The organism is Acetobacter zythi (assembly GCF_963921165.1).
GTDB lineage: Bacteria > Pseudomonadota > Alphaproteobacteria > Acetobacterales > Acetobacteraceae > Acetobacter.
This window is the reverse complement of record NZ_CAWUEO010000023.1, coordinates 238,823-262,136: the sequence shown is the minus strand read 5'-3', so window position 1 is coordinate 262,136 and position 23,314 is coordinate 238,823. Positions and strand designations below refer to the sequence as shown.

At 57.9% G+C, this 23,314-nt stretch carries 19 protein-coding genes and 1 tRNA gene; 11 read left to right on the top strand and 9 right to left on the bottom strand.

Annotated features, from left to right (window positions below; genetic code table 11):
- Window positions 1-27: 27 nt before the first annotated feature.
- The gene (locus AABE20_RS09880; RefSeq protein WP_338332894.1) at window positions 28-294 is read left to right on the top strand and encodes a hypothetical protein; all 267 of its coding nucleotides are present in this window, start codon (window positions 28-30) and stop codon (window positions 292-294) included.
- A 53-nt stretch (window positions 295-347) separates the two neighbouring features.
- Entirely contained in the window at window positions 348-1,097 is a 750-nt protein-coding gene (locus AABE20_RS09875) for a class I SAM-dependent methyltransferase (RefSeq protein WP_338332893.1), read from the top strand.
- A gap of 163 nt (window positions 1,098-1,260) precedes the next feature.
- On the opposite strand, the gene guaA is transcribed toward AABE20_RS09875, so the two are convergent.
- Window positions 1,261-2,859 carry a glutamine-hydrolyzing GMP synthase gene (gene guaA / locus AABE20_RS09870; RefSeq protein WP_338332892.1) on the bottom strand — a complete coding sequence of 533 codons (1,599 nt, stop codon included), beginning with the start codon at window positions 2,857-2,859 and terminating at the stop codon, window positions 1,261-1,263.
- Window positions 2,860-3,087: 228 nt separating this feature from the next.
- On the opposite strand from guaA, the gene AABE20_RS09865 reads away from it, so the two are divergent.
- Both AABE20_RS09865 and AABE20_RS09860 read left to right on the top strand, forming a co-directional pair.
- Window positions 3,088-3,531, top strand: coding sequence for a hypothetical protein (locus tag AABE20_RS09865; protein WP_338332891.1), 444 nt, complete (start codon window positions 3,088-3,090; stop codon window positions 3,529-3,531).
- A 71-nt stretch (window positions 3,532-3,602) separates the two neighbouring features.
- A tRNA-Arg gene (locus tag AABE20_RS09860) sits at window positions 3,603-3,679 on the top strand.
- Window positions 3,680-3,945: 266 nt separating this feature from the next.
- On the opposite strand, the gene AABE20_RS09855 is transcribed toward AABE20_RS09860, so the two are convergent.
- Entirely contained in the window at window positions 3,946-5,130 is a 1,185-nt protein-coding gene (locus AABE20_RS09855) for a lipase family protein (RefSeq protein WP_338332890.1), read from the bottom strand.
- Window positions 5,131-5,275: 145 nt separating this feature from the next.
- Entirely contained in the window at window positions 5,276-6,613 is a 1,338-nt protein-coding gene (locus AABE20_RS09850) for a PQQ-dependent sugar dehydrogenase (protein WP_338332889.1), read from the bottom strand.
- Between the two features lie 198 nt (window positions 6,614-6,811).
- On the opposite strand from AABE20_RS09850, the gene AABE20_RS09845 reads away from it, so the two are divergent.
- Window positions 6,812-8,407 (top strand): L-lactate permease, encoded by a 1,596-nt coding sequence (locus AABE20_RS09845; RefSeq protein ID WP_338332888.1) that lies wholly within the window; start codon window positions 6,812-6,814, stop codon window positions 8,405-8,407.
- A 55-nt stretch (window positions 8,408-8,462) separates the two neighbouring features.
- Here the strand turns inward: AABE20_RS09845 and AABE20_RS09840 are convergent, their stop codons facing one another.
- Complete coding sequence (locus AABE20_RS09840) at window positions 8,463-8,765, bottom strand: putative quinol monooxygenase (protein WP_338332887.1); 303 nt, start codon at window positions 8,763-8,765, stop codon at window positions 8,463-8,465.
- A gap of 256 nt (window positions 8,766-9,021) precedes the next feature.
- Between AABE20_RS09840 and lgt the strand changes: the two genes are divergently transcribed.
- The 4 genes from lgt to AABE20_RS09820 are packed head-to-tail and all read left to right on the top strand — an operon-like array spanning window position 9,022 to window position 12,669.
- Complete coding sequence (gene lgt, locus AABE20_RS09835) at window positions 9,022-9,870, top strand: prolipoprotein diacylglyceryl transferase (RefSeq protein WP_338332886.1); 849 nt, start codon at window positions 9,022-9,024, stop codon at window positions 9,868-9,870.
- 8 nt (window positions 9,871-9,878) lie between these two features.
- The gene (locus tag AABE20_RS09830; RefSeq protein ID WP_338332885.1) at window positions 9,879-10,907 is read left to right on the top strand and encodes a class I SAM-dependent methyltransferase; all 1,029 of its coding nucleotides are present in this window, start codon (window positions 9,879-9,881) and stop codon (window positions 10,905-10,907) included.
- Window positions 10,904-11,707: a peptidoglycan editing factor PgeF gene (pgeF, locus tag AABE20_RS09825; protein ID WP_338332884.1), complete on the top strand. Its 804-nt coding sequence runs from the start codon at window positions 10,904-10,906 to the stop codon at window positions 11,705-11,707. Before AABE20_RS09830 ends, pgeF begins: the two co-directional genes overlap by 4 nt.
- On the top strand, window positions 11,704-12,669 hold the full coding sequence (locus AABE20_RS09820) for a hypothetical protein (RefSeq protein ID WP_338332883.1): 966 nt from the start codon (window positions 11,704-11,706) through the stop codon (window positions 12,667-12,669). Before pgeF ends, AABE20_RS09820 begins: the two co-directional genes overlap by 4 nt.
- Window positions 12,670-12,713: 44 nt before the next feature.
- Here the strand turns inward: AABE20_RS09820 and AABE20_RS09815 are convergent, their stop codons facing one another.
- The 5 genes from AABE20_RS09815 to AABE20_RS09795 all read right to left on the bottom strand — a co-directional run bounded on the left by AABE20_RS09815 (window position 12,714) and on the right by AABE20_RS09795 (window position 17,894).
- Window positions 12,714-14,126: a transglycosylase SLT domain-containing protein gene (locus AABE20_RS09815; protein ID WP_338332882.1), complete on the bottom strand. Its 1,413-nt coding sequence runs from the start codon at window positions 14,124-14,126 to the stop codon at window positions 12,714-12,716.
- A 352-nt stretch (window positions 14,127-14,478) separates the two neighbouring features.
- Window positions 14,479-15,513 (bottom strand): transporter, encoded by a 1,035-nt coding sequence (locus AABE20_RS09810; protein WP_338332961.1) that lies wholly within the window; start codon window positions 15,511-15,513, stop codon window positions 14,479-14,481.
- A 186-nt stretch (window positions 15,514-15,699) separates the two neighbouring features.
- Window positions 15,700-15,975: a hypothetical protein gene (locus AABE20_RS09805; protein ID WP_165992243.1), complete on the bottom strand. Its 276-nt coding sequence runs from the start codon at window positions 15,973-15,975 to the stop codon at window positions 15,700-15,702.
- 160 nt (window positions 15,976-16,135) lie between these two features.
- Window positions 16,136-17,203: a histidinol-phosphate transaminase gene (gene hisC / locus AABE20_RS09800; protein WP_338332881.1), complete on the bottom strand. Its 1,068-nt coding sequence runs from the start codon at window positions 17,201-17,203 to the stop codon at window positions 16,136-16,138.
- A 118-nt stretch (window positions 17,204-17,321) separates the two neighbouring features.
- Window positions 17,322-17,894 carry an ankyrin repeat domain-containing protein gene (locus AABE20_RS09795; protein WP_338332880.1) on the bottom strand — a complete coding sequence of 191 codons (573 nt, stop codon included), beginning with the start codon at window positions 17,892-17,894 and terminating at the stop codon, window positions 17,322-17,324.
- A gap of 351 nt (window positions 17,895-18,245) precedes the next feature.
- Here AABE20_RS09795 and tkt point away from each other — a divergent pair, with 351 nt between their 5' ends.
- Both tkt and AABE20_RS09785 read left to right on the top strand, forming a co-directional pair.
- The gene (gene tkt, locus AABE20_RS09790) at window positions 18,246-20,348 is read left to right on the top strand and encodes a transketolase (RefSeq protein ID WP_338332879.1); all 2,103 of its coding nucleotides are present in this window, start codon (window positions 18,246-18,248) and stop codon (window positions 20,346-20,348) included.
- Window positions 20,349-20,435: 87 nt separating this feature from the next.
- Window positions 20,436-23,303: a bifunctional transaldolase/phosoglucose isomerase gene (locus tag AABE20_RS09785; protein ID WP_338332878.1), complete on the top strand. Its 2,868-nt coding sequence runs from the start codon at window positions 20,436-20,438 to the stop codon at window positions 23,301-23,303.
- Window positions 23,304-23,314 lie beyond the last annotated feature (11 nt).

Below are 23,314 nucleotides of genomic sequence, written 5' to 3'. Positions count from 1 at the left end.
ATCTGACCTTTCGGTCAGGTCTATTTTATGGATGACATCAAGGAGCATGCCTTAGTTATCTGGCATGAAGGGTACATGACAAAAAGCGGTCTTCCTGCAAGCTGGCCTGTTGCTGTGTTCTGCTGCCTGGTCAATCTGACCATTTCCATTGCCGCTTTTTGCATGGGCATTGTTGTCATTCAGGATTTTAACATTCTTCCCGGTTTTCTCTGGCTGGTTGTTTCCGCGCTTACGCTGTGGTTATCCGATGTCTGCATCGACTGGCACAACCGGCCACAATCCAAAAACTGCTAGCGTTTCTGGTGGGTCATACATCTTAAATCCATAGTGCTCCGAAAGAGATTTTTATGGCATCGCCCACCTCCCGCACTCAGCAGACAGGTCACGATTTTACCTGTTACGAAAAAAACCAGACCTTTAACCCGCTGGTCTCCTACCTGCACACGACCCGGTATAAGCATTTAATCAAACTGTTTACCGAACTTTCGGCCAAAAACCCTTCCCGCACTTTACGGGTGGTCGATATTGGCTGTGCCCATGCCAAAGCTTTTCATGTTCTGAATAGCCGCTTTAATATCGACTATACTGGTATAGATGTTGACCAGACGTTACTGAGCCTTGCAAAAGAACGATATGCAGGCCATAAAAACTTCAAAATAATCAATGATTCCATTAGCAATCATTATGACCAGTTCCAAAATGCCGATGTAATTATTGCCCTTGAGGCTCTGGAACACATTCCAGAAGATATTGTTGTCCGGGTTATTGAGCAAATAGCCGCTGCCAGACCAGAAGCTTTTATGTGCTCCGTGCCTAATGAAGTGGGGCCCATTATCTGGCTTAAAAATATTGGCTCCCTCCTCACAGGCTATATGCGGCACAAAGAATATAAATGGATGGAAACCCTCCATGCAGGTCTGTTCAATTTGGACAAAGTGGAAACACACGGCATTGGCCACAAAGGGTTTGACTGGCGCTGGCTGGCACAAACCATCCGCCACAATATGCGGATTACCAAAATATATACCAATCCGTTTGACTGGCTCCCCAAAACCTTTTCGTTTTCCATAATTTTTATTTGTCTACGCAAACCCTGAACCTTTGCCTCGCATGGCAAATGTTGCCGGGCATGGCCCCAAACAAACCACGATAACATCACCATAAAAAAACAGGGTGCATCATTACTGATGCACCCTGTTTTTTTAATCCATGGCATGGCAGCAAACACAAAGCTGCCTTACCAAAGCGGGGGTTTAACGCTTATTCCCACTCAATTGTGCCGGGGGGCTTGGACGTAATGTCATAGGTCACGCGGTTAATGCCACGCACCTCATTCACAATCCGTCCAGCTACCTTGGTCAGGAAGCTCATATCAAACGGGTACACATCGGCCGTCATGCCATCCGTGCTGGTCACGGCGCGCAATGCACAGGCCTGATCGTAGGTACGGCCATCGCCCATAACGCCCACGGTGCGCACGGGCAATAGTACGGCAAAAGCCTGCCAGATTGCATCGTACAGACCAGCCGCGCGAATTTCTTCCAGAAAAACGGTATCAACCTTGCGCAGCAGATCCAGTTTTTCGCGCGTGATGTTGCCGGGAATCCGAATAGCAAGCCCCGGACCGGGGAACGGGTGCCGCCCGACAATAATTTCAGGAATCCCCAGTTCACGCCCCAGATCGCGCACTTCGTCCTTGAACAGTTCACGCAGCGGCTCAACAAGCTGCATGTTCATGCGGTCAGGCAGGCCGCCCACATTATGATGGGACTTAATGGTAACAGAGGGACCACCCGTAAAGCTGACACTCTCGATAACATCGGGGTAGAGTGTGCCCTGAGCAAGGAACTGCGCCCCGCCCAGTTTGGTCGCTTCTTCCTCAAACACCTCAACAAACAAACGACCAATGGTCTTGCGCTTGATTTCAGGGTCCGTCACGCCGTCAAGCGCGGACAAAAAGATGTCAGATGCATCGCGGTGGATCAACTGGATGTTGAACTGGCCACGGAAGGTCTTGATAACCTCTTCCGCTTCTCCAGCACGCAGCATGCCGTGGTCTACAAAAATACAGGTTAGCTGTTCACCAATGGCTTCATGGATCAGCACGGCGGCAACGGAGGAATCCACCCCGCCAGACAGGCCACAAATAACCCTGCCAGTCCCGACCTGCGCGCGAATACGGGCAATTTCCATCTCGCGGAAACCGGCCATGGTCCATGACCCCGAACACCCTGCAACATTATGCGTAAAGTTTTCCAGCAGCGCAGCGCCGTGGGGCGTATGCACCACCTCGGGGTGGAACTGCACGCCATAAAGGCGGCGGCCTTCATCCGCGATCACGGCAAACGGCGCACCCTGACTGACCGCCACAGTCCGGAACCCCGGCGGCAGAGCGACCACACGGTCACCATGGCTCATCCAGACCTGTTCACGGCCACCGCGTGCCCATGCGCCACGGAACAGGGCGCAGTCTTCTACAATATCTACAAAGGCGCGGCCGAATTCACGGTGTTCTCCGCTTTCCACCTCGCCACCCAATTGCTTGCACATGGCCTGCTGACCATAGCAGATGCCCAGAACGGGCACTGCCATCTCGAACACCACATCTGGAATCTTGGGGGCGTCCGGGCCATTTACGCTGGCAGGACCACCAGACAGAATAATACCACGTGGAGTAAAAGAACGTATTTTTTCGGCATCTGTCGTAAACGGCCAGATTTCGCAATATACGCCACTTTCGCGCACACGGCGGGCAATCAGCTGCGTAACCTGACTACCAAAATCCAGAATCAGAATACGGTCATGGTGCAAGGCTTCATCCAACACAACAGGGGAAGCAGGCTGAGCGGCATCGGACATGGGTTATGGTTCTTTCTGGTCTGCGTCAGGGTTGGCTTTCTTGTGCAGTGGCGACAAACACACTTCTAAGACCCACCACTAAGTAAGTATGATTGCGGATATAAAGCCATGCGGCGGCCTCGTCACCCTATAAAACCAGAATAACTGGCAAATCTGTTTTCCGCCCGGGCTTGCCACAACCTGCTGATCACCCCAGATTCAGGCAGACAGCACTGGAGAGCACCCAATATGAAAGACAGACACTTGCAGTTATGGGCATGCGCTGCCCTGTTAAGCATGGGATGGGCTGCTTTTACGCCCGCTCCGGCACAGGCCACCACCTCCGCCGCCAACGACCCCTATGGGGACTGGACAGGCATGCTGGTCACAGACAAAGGCCGCGATTGCCCGACCGAGGGCCTGTCCTACATGCAGATCCTGCCCACAAAAATGATTTTTGTGCCCGAAATGGGCAACCTGATCCTGCACGGTGTCCCCAACAAGGAGCGCCAGCATTACCATGCCCAGCTTATTTTGCAGGATGCGCGAAAACAGTCCCTGCCAATAGTGTTTGAAGCCCACCCCATAGATGACACGTTCGAAGGGGTTTACGGCACGCCCACCTGCCGTGCGCATATTATACTCCGCCGCCCTGTGAACCACCCGCTGGATAACTTTTTGAACCGGAACTAGAAAAAATTTCAAAAAAATAAAATTTAGGGGTTGCCGGGGGCAGAATGCTCGGCTAAATACCCCCTCACGGCGCACCCGTAGCTCAACTGGATAGAGCACCAGACTACGAATCTGGGGGTTAGAGGTTCGAGTCCTCTCGGGTGCACCACTTCCTTTTTATCGCAAATCCCATGTATATCACAAAAGCTTTTGTGACTTTGCATTTGGACGCATCCGTTTTGTTGGCCTCCAGCATGGCAGGCCAACAGATCAGCTTTTGCAAAAACCATCAATTTGGAAAAGTGCCATAACGGGCAATGCCTTGCCACGCGTCCGCGCAATTTTGGTCGGCCCTGCGGCAGGGCTGATGAAATCATTCAAAAAAAACCGGGACCACAGAAAGATCCCGGTTTTTTGCAAATATTTTGAAAATTGTTACTGCGCAACCGGTTTGCACACAGGCTGAACAGGTTCGCCGTTCATAACCGCTGTTGTAAACGCTGCGGAATCCACCATGGAGGCCAGAACAGCCTGAGAGTGGTCCTGCCCTTTGTACAAATGCGCCTGCACCACCGTTCCTGCTTTGCAGGCATCCTTGACCAGCATCAACTGGCCTTGGGGGGCTACGTCCCTATCCGTTGTGCCAATACCAACAAATAGCGGCACATCCAGCTTAAGAGTGGGGAACGCCATGGCTTTGAACGCAGGGGTTAGTGCCTGCACCAAGGTGGGTTCAAACGCGTTGGCGCGGGTCAACCCTTCCGCTTTGATGCGCTCCATAAGTGGGCGGGCGCAAATTTCCGATGCCGCGTGGAATTCGGGCATGGCCCGCTCCGTAAAGGCCTGCTCGGGGTTAAAGGCCGGGTTCAGCCCCGCCTCGGACGCGCCAATTAACAGGGCATAAGCCACAACCGGGTCTATGCCGCTGGCACTGTTCTGCGGCTTGGCGTGCAATACAGCCTTAATGACCTCGGGCGACATATAGGGAATACCCGTGGCCACCACTCCACGCACATGCAATGCTGGCGCATAGGCCGGGGCATAGGCGGCGGAAGCAAATGCCGCCCCGGCCCCTTGGGACTGCCCCACAATCATGATCGTGTTGCTCAGGTCCGGCAGACCGGCCAGCGCCGCTTTTACACCATCAAGCACGCTATAGGCTTCGGTTCGGGCGTTCAGGTAGGGGTGTGTGCCCTCGCTCCCCAAGCCCTGATAATCAGTGGCGACAATGGCAAAGCCGCGGTGCAGCCACTCGTCCAGATATGTCTGGTCCCGCGCGGAGCGGGGGTTACGGGATGGTGCACAACTATCGGCAATACCCACCGTGCCATGCGCCCATGCAACAATTGGCCACCCTCCCTTGGGCGCTGGCCCCGCGGGGTAAATGACAACACCAGTTACAGGCACCAACCCGCTGCCTGTCACACCATTTGTGGACAGGTACTTTATGCTAAAAGCCGGTCCACTCCCTGCAACACCCAGATCAGCCGCAAGTGGCCGGTACTGCGTAAGACTGCCAGAAACCTGAACGGGAGGCACCGCTACCGGCTGCGATGGTGTCTGGCAGGCTGCCAGCGCAAACAAGGAAACAGCAGCAACAAGACGTGGTACGGACTTCATGAAATACCCCTTGAACGGGGCTAACCCGCCCCAAATTGCACAAACCCGGACGCAACATGCACAATCCGCCAGTTTTATGCCCGCAGAGTTTCATTATCCCGCCACGGATGCAAGGACACAAAAAACCAAACATCCAAGGCTCGATCTAGCGGGCCTGCGTTACCCGCCACACGGTATTGCCCACATCATCCGCAACAAGGAGTGCGCCACTCTGGTCGACCGCAACACCAACAGGCCGCCCATGCACGTGCTCCTGATCCGGGGTTAGGAAGCCTGTCAGCACGTCCTGCGCGGCACCATCGGGCTTGCCTGCGGCAAAGGGAATATAAATAACCCTGTAACCACTTTTTGGCCGCCGGTTCCATGACCCGTGCTGCCCCACAACAACCCCTTGCTGCATGCTCTGGGGCAAGAGCCTGGCTGTGTTTGTAAAGGTCAGCCCCAATGATGCGGTATGTGGCCCAAGCGCATAATCTGGCACAAGGGCGGTAGCGACCAGATCGGGGCGTGGGGGCTGCACCCGCGCATCCACATGCTGGCCATAATAACTATAGGGCCAGCCGTAAAATCCCCCTTCATGCACTGCGGTTATGTAATCGGGCACAAGGTCACTGCCGATTTCGTCCCGTTCATTAACCGCAACCCATAATGCGCCTGTTTGCGGTTCCCACCCCATGCCGTTGGGGTTGCGCAAACCTGTTGCATAAGGCTCCAGCTTTCCTGTTTGCAGGTCAAGCCTGTCAATCCGTGCGCGCCCTTCTTCCACCGCCATACCGTGTTCGGCCACATTACTGTTGGACCCCACGGTAACGTACAGGTACCGCCCATCCGGACTTGCCAGAATGTTTTTGGTCCAGTGGTGGTTATACCCCGCTGGCAGGTCTGCCACTTTTACAGGCGGGGCAGTAATATGCGTATCTCCCGTATGATACGCATATTTTACAATCGCGTTGGCGTTCGCCACGTACAGGTCATTCCCAACCAGCGCCATGCCAAAGGGGGAATCCAGATGCTCCAGCAAGATGGTCTGCAAGGTAGCCGCCCCTTTGCCGTTTTCATCACGCAGCAGCATAATTCTGTTGGGGCTGGGCACGCCCGCACCCACCGCACCCATAACAAAACTGGCAATACGGTTCTTGAGAGTTTGTATATCGGTCCCCGGAGAATTGCTCTGGGCTACCAGCACATCCCCATTAGGGAGCACATACAACCAGCGCGGATGGTCCAGACCAGCGGCAAAAGCCGTAACATCCAAACCGGCGGCGGGGGTTGGATGTTCCCCCTGCTTCCAGCCGATGGGGCGGGCAATGTTGACCGTAGGCAACGGCCGCCCCGCAGGTTCGGGCAACACCGGATTAGGCCCCATACCCTGTTCCACCGCAAGAGTGGCCCGCTCTGTGCGGGAATACTGAACCACGCTCCCGGCCAAGGCGGCACAGGCCACAAGCACACCCCCTGCCACCCAGATGCTCCGACTGCCCATAAATCCGCCCTCCATAACGCCCATCACATGGCCGCCCTAAACCACAACGCAGTAACCATGTGCCGGTTCACACACCAAAGACCACACAGGCAGGCGGATCATAACACGAAATTTTATTGCATCCTCCTCCAGAGGCACGCGTTACTCCAAACGCTCTCTCCATCATGAGAGAGGCCAACGCCTTGTTTGAGAACAATCATGTTCATACAGCCTCTCGCTCCTGTGGGTCACAGCCTGCTGCTTTCCTTTATTGTTGCGGCCTGCCCCATTCTTGTTACCCTGTTTCTTATGGGGGTTTTGCGCCGCCCTGCATGGCAGTCTTCCCTTGGGGGGCTGGTTGTGGGGCTGGTTATTGCCATTGGTCTGTGGGGGTTACCCCCCACGCTGGCCGTAGCCAGCATTACCAACGGTATGGTTTTTTCGCTCCTGCCGGTCATGTGGATCGCGCTATGCGCCCTGCTTTTGTTCAACGTGGCCGTGCATAATGGACGGTTTGACGCGTTCAGGGGCTGGATTATCCGGCATGTCCCCAATGACCGACGGATTATTCTGATCGTACTTGGCTTCTGCTTTAGTGCGGCGCTGGAAGGCGTTGCCGGGTTTGGCACACCCGTTGCCATTACAAGTGCTTTGCTCATCATGCTCGGTTTTCCCGCACTGGATGCGCTGACCTATGTTCTGATCTTCAATTCAGCACCTGTTGCCTTTGGGGGCTTGGGTATTCCCGTAACCGTGCTGGGGTCCATTACCGGGCTGCCGCCCGATGTGCTGGGGGCCACCATAGGCCGCCAGCTCACCCCTTTTGCCTGCCTTATTCCATTTTATGTTATGGCGCTTTACGGCGGGTGGCGCTCCGTGCGCCAGATGTGGCCCATTCTGCTTGTGGCTGGCGGAAGCTTTGCCCTGACCTTGCTGGTCATTTCTGGCGCGGGCCTGTACAGCCTGAGCAATGTACTGTCCTCCAGCGTATCGCTCGTGGCCAGTATTGTGTTCCTGCGCTTCTGGCAACCAGCACCAGACCCGGAATACGCCATAGACCTCAGCCAGATTACTGCGGAAAAACCTGCAAACACTGCCTCCGTGCCGCTCTGGCAGGGGTGGATTCCGTGGGTTACTGTTATTGCCGTGGTCATTGCATGGGACGCACTGCATGTTGCCCGCATTGGCGCACTGCCCGTGCACTGGCCGGGGCTGGATAATGCTGTTTTTATATCGCTTTACAAATCGGTTTATGCGGCGGTCTGGAAGTTTGAACCCCTTGGCACGGGCACGGCCATTCTGGTGTCCGCCATTCTTAGTGCCGTGTTCACACGCACAACACTTGGCCAGTTCGGGGCCGCCATTGCCACAACCTTGCGGCAGGCATGGCTGGCGGTTGTAACCGTGGCCCTTACCATTGGTCTGGCGTTTTTGATGAACTATTCGGGCATGACCTACACGCTGGGTTATGCGGTGTCTTCCACGGGCATGTTCTTCCCGCTTATTTCGGTCTTTCTGGGCTGGGTGGCGGTGTTCCTGACCGGGAGCGACACATCGGGCAATGCGCTCTTTGGCAACCTGCAGGTTGCGGCAGCGCACCAACTCTCGCTCGACCCTGTTCTGTTTGCCTCGGCCAATTCATCAGGCGGGGTCATGGGCAAAATGATTTCGCCCCAGAACATTACCACCGGCGTATCCGTTACAGCCCTCAAAGGGCATGAAGGCGTTGTGCTGGCGCGCACGTTCAAGCACAGCCTGTTCCTGACCTTCTGCATGGGGGTTCTGGTGGTTATCCAGCAGTTTGTTCTGCGTTAGCTCCCCCCCAAACCATTCTGCACCCGGCGTTTATGCCGGGCGCAGAATCTGGCCTTCAGGCACCAGCAACAGGTTGCAGAATATGAATTTGCACGGGTGTATCCAGCTTGCCCTCAAAACTTGCGATCAGCTGTTTGAAGTGTGGCGTTTCCATATGATCGGCCAAGGCCTGCCTGCTGGCCCAGCGTTCAATAAAAATGAGTGTCTGGGGGTTATCAAGGTCCTGGTTGGGCACATACTGGCGGTTTGTCGCCTCCGCGCGGGAGGGCGCTGCACAGGTAGCCATGGCCTTTGCCACTTCGTCCTCACAACCCACCTTGGCCTTGAGAATGGCAACAACCGTAATTTCATCACTCATGGGGTAAGACCTTATATCTTCCAGAAAAGGGATAATATGGCCCATGATAGAAAACTGACAGCGCCCTGACTACCAACCTTTGCCCTGTTTTTACGCCCGCACACGGCCTACCACGCATTTGCTGGGTTGGAGGGAGCAGGCCCGCCCTTTATAGTCACGCCAAGACCCACCGCACTGGTGGGCCGGTTCCTGCTCAGATCACCCTGATACCGGACCCGCCCATACCTCTGGCCCCTCGCACCGGATTGACCTCTCCATGCTTCCTGTTCTGATGTTTCCACAGTTCGACCCGGTGCTGGTGCATTTCGGGCCATTGGCCGTGCGCTGGTATGCGCTGTCTTACATTCTGGGCATTGTGCTGGGGATTATGCTGCTCCGCAAGCTGCTTGCCCTGCGCCCACGCGCTGGCACACCCGAACTGGCGGATGACTTTTTAACATGGGTTACCATTGGTGTGCTTATGGGCGGGCGGCTTGGCTATGTGCTGTTCTACCAGCCGAGCTACTATCTCAGCCACCCGATCTCCATTTTGGAAGTCTGGCATGGCGGCATGTCCTTCCATGGGGGGGCACTGGGGGTCATTACCGCCATGGTGCTGTTTACGTGGCGGTACAAGCTGAACTTTCTGGCCTTTGCGGACCGGGTGACCGTGGCCGTGCCCATTGGGCTGGGGCTTGGGCGTCTGGCCAACTTTATTAACGGTGAACTCTGGGGCCGCGAGGCCCCGGCAAGTCTGCCATGGGCCATGATTTTTCCCACAGGGGGGCCAATTCCGCGCCACCCCTCCCAGCTTTATGAATCCCTGACCGAAGGGCTTTTGCTGTTTTTAATCCTGTACACCGCATCCCGCCGCCAGTCCGTGCGCGAACATCCCGGCTTTCTGGCGGGCATGTTCCTTGCGGGTTATGGCTGCGCCCGCTCTTTTTGCGAGTTTTTTCGTGAACCGGATTCCTTTCTCGGCTACCTGCCCGGCGGCATTACCATGGGGCAACTGCTCTGCCTGCCCATGCTTGTCGCAGGCATTGCCCTGATGCTCAACGCCCGCCGCCAGCCCATTTATGGCGGCCTGCCCGACCCACAAGATCAACCCGCTGAAAAAAACTGAACGGACCTATGGCACCACACATCTACCACGCAGAGCGACTTGACCACTTCATGGCACGGGTGAATGCCCAGTATTATGCCGAAACACCGTTCCTGTCGGACTTTATTACCGCGCCAGAAATTTCTCAGGTTTTTGGCGAACTTCTGGGTGCGTGGGCCATTACGGTCTGGCAGGGCATGGGCAGCCCCGCCAAAATTATTCTGGCAGAAGCAGGTCCCGGCCGGGGTACGCTCATGGCCGATGCCCTGCGTGTTATTACCCGTCAGGCCCCGACCATGGCGCAGGCGCTAAGTGTGCATCTGGTCGAAACATCCCCCCGGTTGCGGCAGGTTCAGGCGGAAATTCTGCACCCCTACACCCAGCCGGTGTGGCACAAGCATGTGGATGACATACCCGCAGGCCCCATGATCCTGCTGGCCAATGAATTTTTGGACGCACTGCCCGTCCGGCAGTTCATCCAGACCAATACGGGCTGGCATGAGCACTACGTTGCCAACAAATCGCTGGAACTCATCTCCTGCGCGCCCCCCACATTGCCGGATAGCCGCATATTGGAGCCAAATACGGTGGTGGAAGTGTGCGAACAGGCCCAGCATATTGTGCGCGACCTTGCCCACAGATTTGCCCACTCCCCCGGCGTTGCCCTGTTTATTGATTATGGGCACGACACCAGTTCAACCGGGGACTCTCTGCAGGCCCTACGCCATGCCCGCCCAACGCACCCGCTCAAGGCGGAGGAGGGCGAAGCCGATCTGACCACCCATGTGGACTTTACCGCCCTGCTTGCCGTGGCCCGCAAGGCCGAAGCCGCCACTTACGGAACCGAAAATCAGGGCGATTTTTTGCAACATCTGGGCATCATGGAACGGACGGAGCAACTTGCTGCTCAGGCCAGCCCGCAGGATGCAGCCATGCTGCGTTCGGCTGCAAACCGGCTGGTGGCGCCAGAAAAAATGGGGCATCTGTTCAAGGTCATGGTGATGACCAGCCCCACCCTGCCCACGCCCCCCGGCTTTACGAAAGGTCCGGTTGCATGACCTGCCCACCCGCCGCACCAGCCAGTCTGGCCCCCCTGACCAGCCCCTTACTGGGTCAGGCCCGACATGGCTTTTTTACCCGCGAGGGAGGTGTTTCCAGCGGCCCATATGCCAGCCTGAACTGCTCCACCCGCTCGGGCGATACGGCGGAAAATCTGGCCCAGAACCGTGCCCGCGTTGCCAGCCACATGGGGGTGCAGGCCAACTGCCTTCTGGGTGTTACGCAAGTGCATGGCCCAGCCGTTGTGACCGCCACCACCGCATGGCCTGCTGGGAGTGGCGCCGAGGCGGATGCGCTGGTCACCAACAACCCCGATCTGGCCATAGGCGTTATTACGGCTGACTGCGCACCGGTCCTGTTCAGCACGGCACAGGGGACCATTGTTGGCGCAGCCCACGCAGGCTGGCGTGGCGCATTAAGCGGTGTGCTGGAAGCCACAATAGAGGCCATGCTGGCCCTTGGCGCCACGCGGGAGGACATCCATGCCGTAGTTGGCCCCTGCATTGCGCAGGAAAGCTACGAAACCGCCGAGGACATGCACACAACCATAACCAGCACAGACAGGCAGGCCGCCCAGTTTTTTACTCCGGGCAAACGGGCAGGCCATTACCAGTTTGATCTTGCTGGATGGTGTGTTTTTCGCCTTCAGCGCGCACGGATCAAACACGCTGCCGCTCTGGATGTGGATACGCTCATGGACGAAAGCCGATTTTTCAGCCACAGGCGGCGGACTCTGGCTGGCGGTGGTCCCATTGGACACCAGATTTCTGTTATCGCCACGGGAACCCGCAACGGATGATACGCCGCCAGCAGTCTTTACGCCTCGCTTTGCCCTGTTCTGCCCTGCTCCTGCTGAGCGGATGCCTTGATGTCCCCCACCCCTTTGCACATTCAGGCAGAAACGGGCCGGGGCTGGCGGCCAACGCACCCCCATCGCGGCTGGATGTGCCAACCCCACCCAATGCCTTATTATCCGACGCCAATGCCAGCCTGTGGGCAAAAGATGTGGCTCAGGAACTGCTCCAGCAGACCATTCCCGCCATAGCCCAGCCTACGCGCAAGGGGGACTGGTGGCTGAATATGCAGGCCGAGCTGCGTAACGGGCAGGTTGTACCCGTATACACGGTCATGACCCCCAAAAACACGGTCCGGGCCACGCAGGAAGGCCAACCCGTGCCCGTGGAGCAATGGTCGGCAGGGGATGGACCATTTTTTGCACTGGTCGCCCAAGATGCCGCAAGCCGCATTGCCGCAGCCCTGACCGGCATTCAGGCCGATGATATGGAAAAAGACCCCCATAGCCTTAAACACCGGGCAGCAAGGGTTTACTTTACTGGTGTGAGCGGCGCTCCGGGGGATGGCAACACATCACTGGCGCAAGCCTTTACCGCCGCGTTCCGCGATAGTGAGGATACGATCCAGAACTCGGCAAAAAATGCCGACTTTACCGTAACCACAACCGTAAAACTCACACCCGGTCCGGCGGGCACCACCGGCCACCCCCAGCAGCATATTGAAATTGTCTGGCGGGTCGTGGATGCAAACGGCAAGGAAGCAGGGGCCGCCACACAACTGCACGATATAGACGCCCATTCCCTCGACCAATATTGGGGCGATGTGGCCGTGGCTGCGGCACAGGAGGCAGCAGCCGCGACAAAACAGATTATTGACCGCTATTCCGGCCGGGATAACACACCCCTTGCAGCCCCCGGCGCACCAGCACCAGCACCAGCACCAGCACAGTCAGCCACGGCGGGTTGACTGGTCTAGCCCCCATACGGCCTCTTAGCGGGGTTTCCGCCTGCTCAGGGCTTTGTTTCGGGCGAGATAACAACACACCCGCTCAACCTGCGGCACGCACCCACTGCATCGGTATGCGACAGGTTGGTCAGGCGTGCGCGGTATAGTCGTCCCTTTTTTGCCTGCACAACAGCAATCTGCACACGCGCGCCAGACAGAGATGTGTTCTGGTGCTGCGCCCGCCCCGATGCCTGTTGCGCCAAAGCAGCAGAACCAAAAGCCCCAACCTGAATGGCCCAGTTTCTGGCATCCACCCCACGCACTTTTTTGCTCAACAAAGGCGCAGGCTCCGCATGGGCGCTGGAGAAGAGGCGTAAATTACCACCTGAGCGCCCTTCCCCCACCGCCATTCTGGCAGGTTCGGCTGCCACCGGCACAGATTCGGCAACTGGAATACTGGAATCCACCGGGTCATCCGTTACCTGCGCCACCTGCACCGGCCCATCCGGTACGGTCTGGGCTGCTGCCCCCAGGCGTTTGGCCCATATAGCCCGTACATCCGCCGGGCTTTCCGTCAGGCCATCTACTCTTGTTTTACGTGAAACAGGATGCCACTCCTGCCCATAGGAGGCAGAGGCCGCACTGGAATTATCCGATGATCCGTCATCCCCAATGGCATCGGCCACCTGCACGGGCTGCATGCTGCCCTGCTGCCTGCCCGACCAAGCGGCCCGCACAGCGCTTATCCCGCCCTGATTGCGGGCAGATACTCCTCCGACCGCCCTTTGGGTGAACGAATCATGGCTGGCAACCTGCATATCCGCCTGAGAGCGGTTCTGGGGTGAAATACCCACAATACGCCGCCCGATGGAGGCCACATAATTCCGTGTCTCACGCGGGAGGGTGCGGTTGCGGGTTATAAAATCTTCCAGACGCCCCGGCCCGGCATTATACGCCGCCAGAAAACCGGGAGAGCCGTACACATCGTACAACTGCCGTAAATACGCTGTGCCCGCCATGATATTATCGTGCGGTTCGTACGCATCCCCACCCAGATTGTAAGTGGCGCGCATTTCATCATACGTGGGGGGCATAAGCTGCATCAGCCCCATGGCACCGGGGCCGGATGTTACAAGCTGGCCATCATGGAACAGTTTGCCACCGGATTCCTGCTGGATTACGGCACGCACCCATTCCTCGGGCACATCAAAGCGTTTGGATGCTTCGCGGATATATGGCCCCCATGGGTCCTCCGCCGGACCGGGTGGGGCATAATAGGCGCGGGCATGGGCGCGGTAGAACTCGGCTTCCTGCGCGATGGGAACATCCGTATCACTCCCGCCGGGCTGGTTGGCGCAGGCCGCCAGTACGGCCAGCAACCCTAGAGCGAGTGCTTTTTTGACCATAGACCCGACCTTGGGTACGGGACTGACGGCACAACAGTTCTGCATCCTGAAAAGGGCCTGTCTGCCTGTCATGCTGTCCAATCCATCCTTGCCGCGGCACAGGAAATTCGACCCGATCCATGCCCGGTCCCGCATGTTCGGGCCACAAAATACGGCCATGTATTTATACAGGCCACACCCCACATGCAACAAAACGCTCCCATGGAGCCAAAACCCACCATGGCGGGACCTGCTCCCATGTGCGCAAACACCACGGGCATGACCACTTTGTAACCAAAGGAACAAAACAGAGCACCACATTGTGCCTGATCGTCCCAGCCCATAACGCTACGGTACGACTTGGCTAATTTTATGGCACGCTCAACCGTATGCGGCAATTCCGGTTATGGCTGTATTTTTATCCACCCTGCACAGCAGACAGGTTTTACAAAAAACGGATAAATTTGAGCAAAAACCATGTGCCCATCATAATGAGAAAGCACAGTCCACCCGCGTCAACCGTACCCCACGTGCCATTGGTTAAGAACATGCCGCCGGTATTCATGCCAAAAAAGCCCGTTACCAACGTTGCAGGCAGCATGAGGATGGTGCCCACGGTCAGAATATACAGCCGCCGGTTGGTTTCTTCCGCCTGATTGGAGGTCAGCTCATCCTGCAAGGAGCGCGCACGGTCCTGCAGAGCGAGAAGGTCATCGAGGGCCGCGTGAACCTGCCGGTGAGAGCGGTCCTTCAGGTCATCTTCCGCCCATTCTGGCAGTTCCAGTTCCTCATCCCGAAAAATACGGTCCACGGGGGCCAGAACCCGCCGCAGTTCGGTGGAGCGGCGGCGCACCATACCCAGCAGGCCGCTCATCCGGCCCAGATCCGTATCGCGGTCAAGCATCAGCAGGACATCCTCCGCCCGATCAAGCTGGTCGTCCAGTCGGGCAAAGTCACGCCGTAACGTATCGGCAAATTCCAGCAGGGCACGATCCACCACCTTGGCGGGGGAGCGGGGCACCAGACCGCGCTTGAGTTCGTGAAACACCACCCCAAGGGCGGGAATAGGGTGGCGGCGGGTTGTTAGCAGCAGGTCAGGTTCAAGGGCAAAACGCCATGTGCTGACGTTGCGGTCATCATCGGTGGAGGTGTCATCAAACGCGGGGAGTGCGCCAAAAACAATGTCCTCCTCGCTTTCCAGACGGGTGCTCCGTTCAAGATTGGTCAGAACCTGCCGCACTTCCTCTGGCAAGGAGGGAATGGTCTCGATCTGATGGCGTGACATGGTGTGGACAATATCAAAATGAAACCACGCCCAGCCTCCACCCTCAACAAACTCGGGCGGGAAGTTCCCGGTTGTCAGGCGGTGGACCACCACATCGCGCTCAAGCTCCTGCGGCTCCTGACCGGGGCGGCAGTAAATGGCCCAGACCAGACCATCACGCAGCAGAGTGCCCCCTTCAGAAAGCAGATCCGTCAGTTGAGACAAGGTGGTTCCCGCCAATTCCGATCTCCCTGCTCTGCTAATCTGTTATGGGGGGTTTTTCCAATACACCGCAGAACACCTGATTCTGCGGCAATGATGACGCCAAAAAAACGCTACACCACGCACAAGCCACACAAAAAGGGGAGAGGTCAACCACCCCTCCCCTTTCTATGCCATTATTTAGAGAGACCGTATTGTTGGACGGCGTGGGGCATTCCCCCGCTCCTGTTTGGGCCGGGCGGCGCCACTGGGGCGGTTGGATTTAAGCACGGGAGCCGCCGTTAGCTCGGCTTCAAGCTGGGCAATACGTTTACGCACACTCTCCTTGAGCGCAGGAGATGTGTGGGACTTCATGGCAGCCAGCGTTTCCTTCAGGTCACGCAGTTGCTTCTGTTTTTCCGGCAAGGAGCGCCGGATTGGCTGGTTATCAGACATCTGGCCGCGAAAAGCGCGCATGAACAGACCCTCCATCAAATCAAGACCGTGCGGCGGGGTATGCGGCACGGTTTATGTCTTAAAAATTTAATACCTGACCGCCTTGCAGCACCTGCTGCGCGCACTGCGCCACACAGGCCCGACCAGAGGCGTAACAACTGGACAGATGACCAGTCAGTTTTTACGAATTGCGAAGAACACTGTCGCGCAAAACATCAAGCAAGGCCTGACACTGCTCCTGCGTTCCAACCGTAATGCGCAACCACGCCATTGTGCGTTCACCCTTAAGGTGCCGGACAAGAATGGCCCGGGTTCTCAACTGCGCCGCGAGTTCTCCTGCATCACGATCGGGATGGCGAGTGTAAACAAAGTTTGCCATGGACGGCAAGACTTCAAAACCAAGCGCACGCAGCCCTTCGTCCAGCATGGCGCGGCTGGCCATAACCCGCTGCACACTCTGGGTAAACCATGCCTCATCCTCCACGGATGCCAGCGCCCCCACCTGCGCCAGACGGTCCAGCGGGTAGGAGTTAAAACTATCCTTGACCCGCACCAGAGCCTCGATCAGGTCAGGCTGGCCAAAGGCAAAGCCCACACGCCCACCCGCCAGCGCGCGGGATTTGGAGAAAGTCTGCACAACCAGCAAATTGGGGTAATCCCGAACCAGTTCCACAGCACTTTGCGCACCAAAATCCACATAGGCTTCATCCACCAGCACAACCCGGTCGGGGTGCATGTCCAGCAGTTTGCGAATGGCATCCAGCCCCAGCGCAATACCCGTTGGCGCATTGGGGTTGGCAATAACCACGCCACTGCACGGACCTGTATAGTCCTCCACCACCACGCGCATGTCCGCACTGAGGGGCACCATGCGGTAGGGCAGTTTGTACAGCCCGCAGTAAACCTTGTAAAAACTATAGCTGATGTCGGGGAACAGCAGCGGGTCCCCATGTGCGAACAGGGCCTGAAAAGCGTGGGCCAGCACCTCGTCCGAGCCATTGCCAACAAACACATGGTCCGCGCCAAGGCCCACGCGCTGGCCCAGCGCGGTACGCAGGGCCAGAGCCTCCGGGTCGGGGTAGAGGCGCAGGCTGTCATTCGTAGCGGCTTTTATGGCGTCCAGCGCACGGGGGGACGGGCCATAGGGCGACTCATTGGTGTTAAGCTTGATCAGATTGGCAATTTTTGGCTGTTCACCCGGCACATAAGGCGTGAGGGTGTGAACAAGAGGACTCCAGAAGCGGCTCATTCCGATCATTCCATGCACATAAGTTGAACGGCCTGCGCTGGCAGGCCGTTGCTCAAAATAAAGGCTCAGTTAAAAAACAGGCAAAGCGCAACCTTACGGCCGGGCCTGAGGCGGGATGTCAGGCAGACACGCCTACCGCTTTTTTCAAATCCAGCAAGAGTGCGCCATTCCCCTGCCTTTGCGCCAGATCAAGCGCGTTCAGGCCCTCGCCATCACGGAGCAGTACATTGGCGCCAGCGCCAAGCAGCACACGGGCGACATCATCACGCCCGAACATGACCGCAAACATAAGCGGCGTACGGCCAACAGCATTGGCAACGTCCACATCGGCCCCTGCCTCAAGCAGCATGTTCGCCAAAGCGACATCCCCCTTAAAAGCCACGCCAGACAGGGCGGTGGAGCCTTTTTCATCCTTCAGATTGGCATCCGCACCACGGTCAAGCAGCACCCGCACCGCATCCCTGTGCCCATTATAGGCGGCCAGAATAAGGGGGGTATAGCCTTTTTCCATCCTCTGGTTCGGGTTCATTCCCGCTGCCAGAAAACGGTCCAGCAGGTCTGCATCGCCCTCTCTGGCGGCGTTAATGAACAGGGCTTCCACCTGTTCACGCGTAAATGCCTGCCCGCCTTCTCCGGCTGCCGGATTGGCGGGGGCCTGCTCGGACTGTGCCCGGGTAGACTCTTCTGTCATGACTGACCTCCGGAAAAAACGGTTTATTCTGCATGGGGCAGACCCCTGCCCCGTTCTGAACATCTTGCCTGGTTGCCTGATCGTTCCATTTTGTCACATCACCCACGCACCGCAAAGCAACTTGTTGGCATATGGCAGACGGGGGAACATGGCAGAACAACAACTCTTTTGATATAATGGGTTGAACTGGATAACTCCGCAAGGGTTCCGCTTTGGGCAAGCTCGTCTCTTGCCGAAAAATGCAGAACCGTGGAATTGTGCAAAAACTTCTTTTATGGGGCCTCGTGCGCAGGCCCCAACCCTATATTTGCGGGCTTTGGCACTAAAGCCCAGCTGGAGGACAGGCCCGCTATGCGCGTTTCTTTTTCTACCCCCCTTCGTGCACCAGCCGGAGCAGAAGCCGGTAGCGTGAACAACACGGATACGCTGTGCATCAACACCATTCGCACATTGGTGATGGATGCGGTGCAGAACGCCAATTCCGGGCACCCCGGCGCTGCCATGTCCATGGCTCCCATTGCCTATACCCTGTGGCAGAACGCCCTGAACTACGACCCCACGGCACCGCTCTGGCCCAACCGTGACCGCTTTGTGCTGTCCATTGGCCATGCCTCCATGCTGCTTTACGCACTGATCCATGTTGCAGGCATCCGCCAGGTCACAGACGGTAAAGTGACCGATGCCCCGGCCCTGAGTGTGGAAGACCTCAAACAGTTCCGCCAGTTTGGCTCCAAAACCCCCGGCCACCCCGAATACGGGCACACCACGGGGGTCGAGACCACAACAGGCCCGCTCGGTGCAGGTTGCGGTAATTCGGTTGGCATGGCCATTGCCGAAAAATGGCTGGCCGCGCGCTACAACAAACCCGGCTTTACGCTGTTCGACCACCACGTGTACACGCTGTGTGGCGATGGCGACATGATGGAAGGCGTGTCCAGCGAGGCCGCATCCCTCGCGGCCCATCTTGAACTGGGCAACCTGACATGGATTTACGATTCCAACCGGATTTCCATTGAAGGTTCGACCGAAGTCGCCTTCACCGAAAACGTGGCCGAACGCTTTGCCGCCTATGGCTGGCAGGTGCTTGAACTCAAGGACGCCAACGACACATCCGCCTTTCTGGACCTGCTGGCCCAGTCCAAAGCCCGGACAAACACGCCAACCCTGATCATTGCCCATTCCGTTATTGCGTGGGGTGCGCCGCACAAGGCAGGCAAGGCGTCCGCCCATGGCGAACCGCTGGGTGCGGAAGAAGTGCGTGAGACCAAAAAATTCCTCCACTGGCCCGAAGACAGCAGCTTTGCCGTGCCAGACGCCGTTCTGCCGCACATGCGCGCAGGGCTTGGCGCGCGGGGCGCCACCGCCCGCACAGCATGGGAAAAACTGTTTGCGGACTACCGCACCGCCCACCCGCGTGAAGCGGAGGAACTGGATGCTATTTTCAACGGTTCCCTGCCCGAAGGGTGGGACGCGGACATTCCGCTTTACCCCGCAGACGCCAAGGGCACTGCCTCCCGCGCAAGCTCGGGCGAGGTGCTGAACGCCGTTGCAGGCCGCCTGCCGTGGCTGCTGGGCGGCTCGGCCGATCTGGCGCCGTCCACCAAAACGCTGCTCAAAGGGCAGGACAGTTTTCAGCCCGCACAGTGGGGTGGCAGCTATGCTGGCCGTAACTTCCACTTTGGTGTGCGCGAACACGCCATGGGGGCCATTGTTAACGGCATGGCCCTGTATGGCCTGCGCCCTTACGGTGCGGGGTTCCTGATCTTCTCGGATTACATGAAGGCACCCATCCGCCTGTCCGCCCTTATGGGGCTGCCGGTAACCTATATTTTCACCCATGATTCCATTGGCGTGGGAGAAGACGGGCCAACGCACCAGCCTATTGAACAGCTTGTGCAACTGCGCGCGACCCCCGGCCTGACCACCCTGCGCCCGGCCGATGCCAACGAAGTTGCCGAGGCATGGCGCTACCTGATTGCCAACCGCTCCGGCCCCGCAGCACTGGCCCTGAGCAGGCAGAACCTGCCCACGCTGGACCGCACGCGCTACGCGCCTGCCTCCGGTCTGGCAAAAGGTGCTTACGTGCTGGCCAGCAGCGAACAGACCCCCAAGGTTATTCTGATCGCAACAGGGAGCGAACTCTCGCTTGCGGTGGAAGCGTATGAAACCCTGAGTGCAGAAGGCGTGCCCGCCCGCGTGGTGTCCATGCCAAGCTGGGAACTGTTTGAGGCGCAGCCACAATCTTACCGCGAAAGCGTTCTACCCTCCACCGTTACGGGGCGCGTGGTGGTGGAAGCCGGCTCCCCCATTGGATGGGACCGTTACGCTGGCCCCACGGGTGCCATTATTGCCATGAACGGCTTTGGCGCATCTGGCCCGGCTGGCCAGTTGCTCAAGCATTTTGGCTTTACCGTGGACGCCGTTGTAAGCGCCGCCCGCAAACAGGTGGGCTAAACCAGACAGCCAGTCTGGCGTAATGGTTACAGGATGAAGCCCGGCATGCTCCTTGCGAGAAGCCGGGCAGGATAAGGATATGCACGTATGACCGCCTCTGTGCCCACAGGCAGCAACCCGTTACAGGCCCTGGCCACGGTCCATCAGTCCCCCTGGCTGGACTTTATCCGCCGCTCTTTTGTGGAGGACGGATCACTAGGCAAACTGGTGCACAGTGGCGACATACGTGGCGTAACCTCCAACCCGGCCATATTCCAAAAAGCCATGGGCGAAGGCACGGAATATGACCCGCAGATGCGTGATATTCTCGCGCACGAAACACTCTCCCCCGGTGCCCTGTACGAACGGCTTGCCGTAACCGACATTCAGGCCGCAGCAGGTGTACTGGCTCCAGTTTACGAACAGACCAAAGGGCGGGACGGCTTTGTAAGCCTTGAGGTCTCGCCCTATCTGGCGCGTGATGAGGCCGGGACCGCGCATGAAGCAAAGCGGCTCTGGGCGGATGTGAACGCCCCTAACCTGATGATCAAAATTCCCGCAACGCCGCAGAGCATTCCGGCCATCCGCCAAAGCATTGCAGCGGGGATCAATGTTAACGTCACACTCATTTTTTCACTCGCGGCCTACCGGGATGTGGTGGAAGCATGGCTGAGTGGGCTGGAGGACCTTAAGGCCCGTGGAGGGGATCTATCCCGCGTGGCCTCGGTGGCGTCATTCTTTGTCAGCCGGATTGATGGCAAGATCGACGCCGCCATAGACCGCCGGATACAGGCGGGAGACAAAGATGCGGAGCAGCTTAAAACCCTGCGCGGCAAAGTGGCTATTGCCAACGCAAAAATGGCCTATGTCTATTGGCAGGAAATAATGCAGACCCCGCGCTGGAAAGCGCTGGAAAATGCAGGGGCGCAAACCCAGCGCCTGCTATGGGCCTCCACCGGCACCAAAGACAAAACCTACAGCGATGTGCTGTATGTGGACACACTGATCGGCCCGCAAACCGTCAACACCCTGCCCCCAGCCACCATGGATGCCTTCCGTGACCACGGCACGGTCAGTGAGAGCCTGACACAGGGTGTGGCCGAAGCCCGCAAGGTGATGGAAGATGCAGAGCGCCTTGGTCTGGACCTGACCGGCGTCACCACCACCTTGCTCAATGAAGGTGTGAGCGCATTTGAAGATGCGTTTGACGCACTCCTTGGCTCGGTCGCAGGCAAGCAGATTGCCCTGATGGGCAACAAGGTAACCACCCTGAAAACAAGCCTGCCAGCCAACCTGCAAGCCGCACTGGACGCTGGTCTGGAAGAATGGCGCAAAGGGGGCACCATCCGCCGCCTGTGGCGCAAGGACGCCTCCGTATGGACCGGCCAGTCCGAGGCGGACTGGGTGAACTGGCTGGACGTTGTGGACGAACGGCTGGCCCATGTGGCCGAACTGGAGGCTTTTCAGGTCGAGGTCCGGGCGCGTGGCTTCAAGCAGGTGCTGCTCATGGGGATGGGCGGGTCCAGCATGGGGCCGGAAGTGCTGGCCATGACCTTTGGCAAACACGAAGGTTTTGGCCACCTGTATGTGCTCGACAGCACGGACCCCCAGCAGGTTGCCGCCTTTGAGCGCAAAATAGACCCCGCGCACACGCTGTTCATTGTTGCATCCAAGTCCGGCAGCACACTTGAGCCGAATATTATGCTGGCCTATTTTCAGGACTTGGCCAAACGTGCGCTCAAGGACAAAGCGGGTTCGCATTTTGTCGCCATTACGGACCCCGGCTCCAAGCTGGAAGCCCTTGCAAAGCAGGAAGGGTTCTGGAAAGTTTTTGCAGGCGACCCCAAAATTGGAGGCCGCTACTCCATTCTATCCAACTTCGGGCTGGTGCCTGCCGCAGCGGCAGGCGTGCCCGTACGCCTGTTTTTGGAAGACGCCCTACGCGGCGTGCGCCTGTGCGATGCCAGTGTGCCGCCCGCACTCAACCCCGGCGTGCAGCTTGGCACCCTTATGGGCGTTGCAGCCACAGCACTGGGGCGCGACAAGCTGAGCATTATTGCCACGCCGCAGATTGCCGATTTTGGCGCATGGCTGGAACAGCTTGTGGCGGAATCCACCGGCAAGCACGGCAAGGGCATTATCCCTGTTGATAATGAAACACTCGGTGGCCCCCGCCGCTATGGCCATGACCGCCTGTTTGTTTACCTGCGCCTTGCCCCTGAACACCGGCATGAGCAGGACGAGGCCATTGCAACCCTGATCGAAGCAGGTCAGCCGGTCATTACCATCACCTTGCACAACAAACGCCAGATCGCGCAGGAGTTTTTCCGTTGGGAGGTGGCGACCGCCGTTGCGGGTGCTTTTCTGGGCATTGACCCGTTTGACCAGCCCGATGTGGAATCCACCAAAATTGAAACCCGCAAGCTCACCGAAGCTTACGACAGAACCGGCGCCCTGCCTGCCCAGACCCCGTTTGCGGAATTTGGGCCTCTTGCCTTTTTTACGGACCCGACCAACGCTGCCGCCGTAAAGGCGGACAGTGCATCCGCCATTCTCAAGGCGCATTTTGACCGCGTAAAACCCAATGATTACGTGGCTCTGCTGGCCTTTATTGAACGCAACCGCGAAACGGCGGAATGGCTCCAGCACATTCGCCTGCATGTGCGGGATGCCAAAACCATTGCCACATCCACGGGTTTTGGTCCGCGCTTCCTCCACTCCACGGGGCAGGCTTACAAGGGTGGCCCCAACACAGGGGTGTTCCTCCAGATTACGGCGGACAACGCGCGTGACCTGCCCGTGCCGGGCACCGGTTATACGTTTGGCGTGGTCAAGGCCGCACAGGCCCGGGGTGATTTTGACGTGCTGAGCGAGCGCAAACGCCGCGCCCTGCGCGTACACATCCGTGGCAATCTGAAGGAAGGGCTTGCGGCTCTGGCCTCCGCCCTGCATGACGCCCTGTCATTCAAAGACTGAAAGCAAGAGAG

What these genes read in the sequence shown, in the direction of transcription:
- AABE20_RS09880 (WP_338332894.1), top strand. Translation starts at nt 28, where the DNA reads ATGGATGACATCAAGGAGCATGCCTTAGTTATCTGGCATGAAGGGTAC.
- AABE20_RS09875 (WP_338332893.1), top strand. Translation starts at nt 348, where the DNA reads ATGGCATCGCCCACCTCCCGCACTCAGCAGACAGGTCACGATTTTACC.
- guaA (WP_338332892.1), bottom strand. Translation starts at nt 2,859, where the DNA reads ATGTCCGATGCCGCTCAGCCTGCTTCCCCTGTTGTGTTGGATGAAGCC.
- AABE20_RS09865 (WP_338332891.1), top strand. Translation starts at nt 3,088, where the DNA reads ATGAAAGACAGACACTTGCAGTTATGGGCATGCGCTGCCCTGTTAAGC.
- AABE20_RS09855 (WP_338332890.1), bottom strand. Translation starts at nt 5,130, where the DNA reads ATGAAGTCCGTACCACGTCTTGTTGCTGCTGTTTCCTTGTTTGCGCTG.
- AABE20_RS09850 (WP_338332889.1), bottom strand. Translation starts at nt 6,613, where the DNA reads ATGGGCAGTCGGAGCATCTGGGTGGCAGGGGGTGTGCTTGTGGCCTGT.
- AABE20_RS09845 (WP_338332888.1), top strand. Translation starts at nt 6,812, where the DNA reads ATGTTCATACAGCCTCTCGCTCCTGTGGGTCACAGCCTGCTGCTTTCC.
- AABE20_RS09840 (WP_338332887.1), bottom strand. Translation starts at nt 8,765, where the DNA reads ATGAGTGATGAAATTACGGTTGTTGCCATTCTCAAGGCCAAGGTGGGT.
- lgt (WP_338332886.1), top strand. Translation starts at nt 9,022, where the DNA reads ATGCTTCCTGTTCTGATGTTTCCACAGTTCGACCCGGTGCTGGTGCAT.
- AABE20_RS09830 (WP_338332885.1), top strand. Translation starts at nt 9,879, where the DNA reads ATGGCACCACACATCTACCACGCAGAGCGACTTGACCACTTCATGGCA.
- pgeF (WP_338332884.1), top strand. Translation starts at nt 10,904, where the DNA reads ATGACCTGCCCACCCGCCGCACCAGCCAGTCTGGCCCCCCTGACCAGC.
- AABE20_RS09820 (WP_338332883.1), top strand. Translation starts at nt 11,704, where the DNA reads ATGATACGCCGCCAGCAGTCTTTACGCCTCGCTTTGCCCTGTTCTGCC.
- AABE20_RS09815 (WP_338332882.1), bottom strand. Translation starts at nt 14,126, where the DNA reads ATGACAGGCAGACAGGCCCTTTTCAGGATGCAGAACTGTTGTGCCGTC.
- AABE20_RS09805 (WP_165992243.1), bottom strand. Translation starts at nt 15,975, where the DNA reads ATGCGCGCTTTTCGCGGCCAGATGTCTGATAACCAGCCAATCCGGCGC.
- hisC (WP_338332881.1), bottom strand. Translation starts at nt 17,203, where the DNA reads ATGAGCCGCTTCTGGAGTCCTCTTGTTCACACCCTCACGCCTTATGTG.
- AABE20_RS09795 (WP_338332880.1), bottom strand. Translation starts at nt 17,894, where the DNA reads ATGACAGAAGAGTCTACCCGGGCACAGTCCGAGCAGGCCCCCGCCAAT.
- tkt (WP_338332879.1), top strand. Translation starts at nt 18,246, where the DNA reads ATGCGCGTTTCTTTTTCTACCCCCCTTCGTGCACCAGCCGGAGCAGAA.
- AABE20_RS09785 (WP_338332878.1), top strand. Translation starts at nt 20,436, where the DNA reads ATGACCGCCTCTGTGCCCACAGGCAGCAACCCGTTACAGGCCCTGGCC.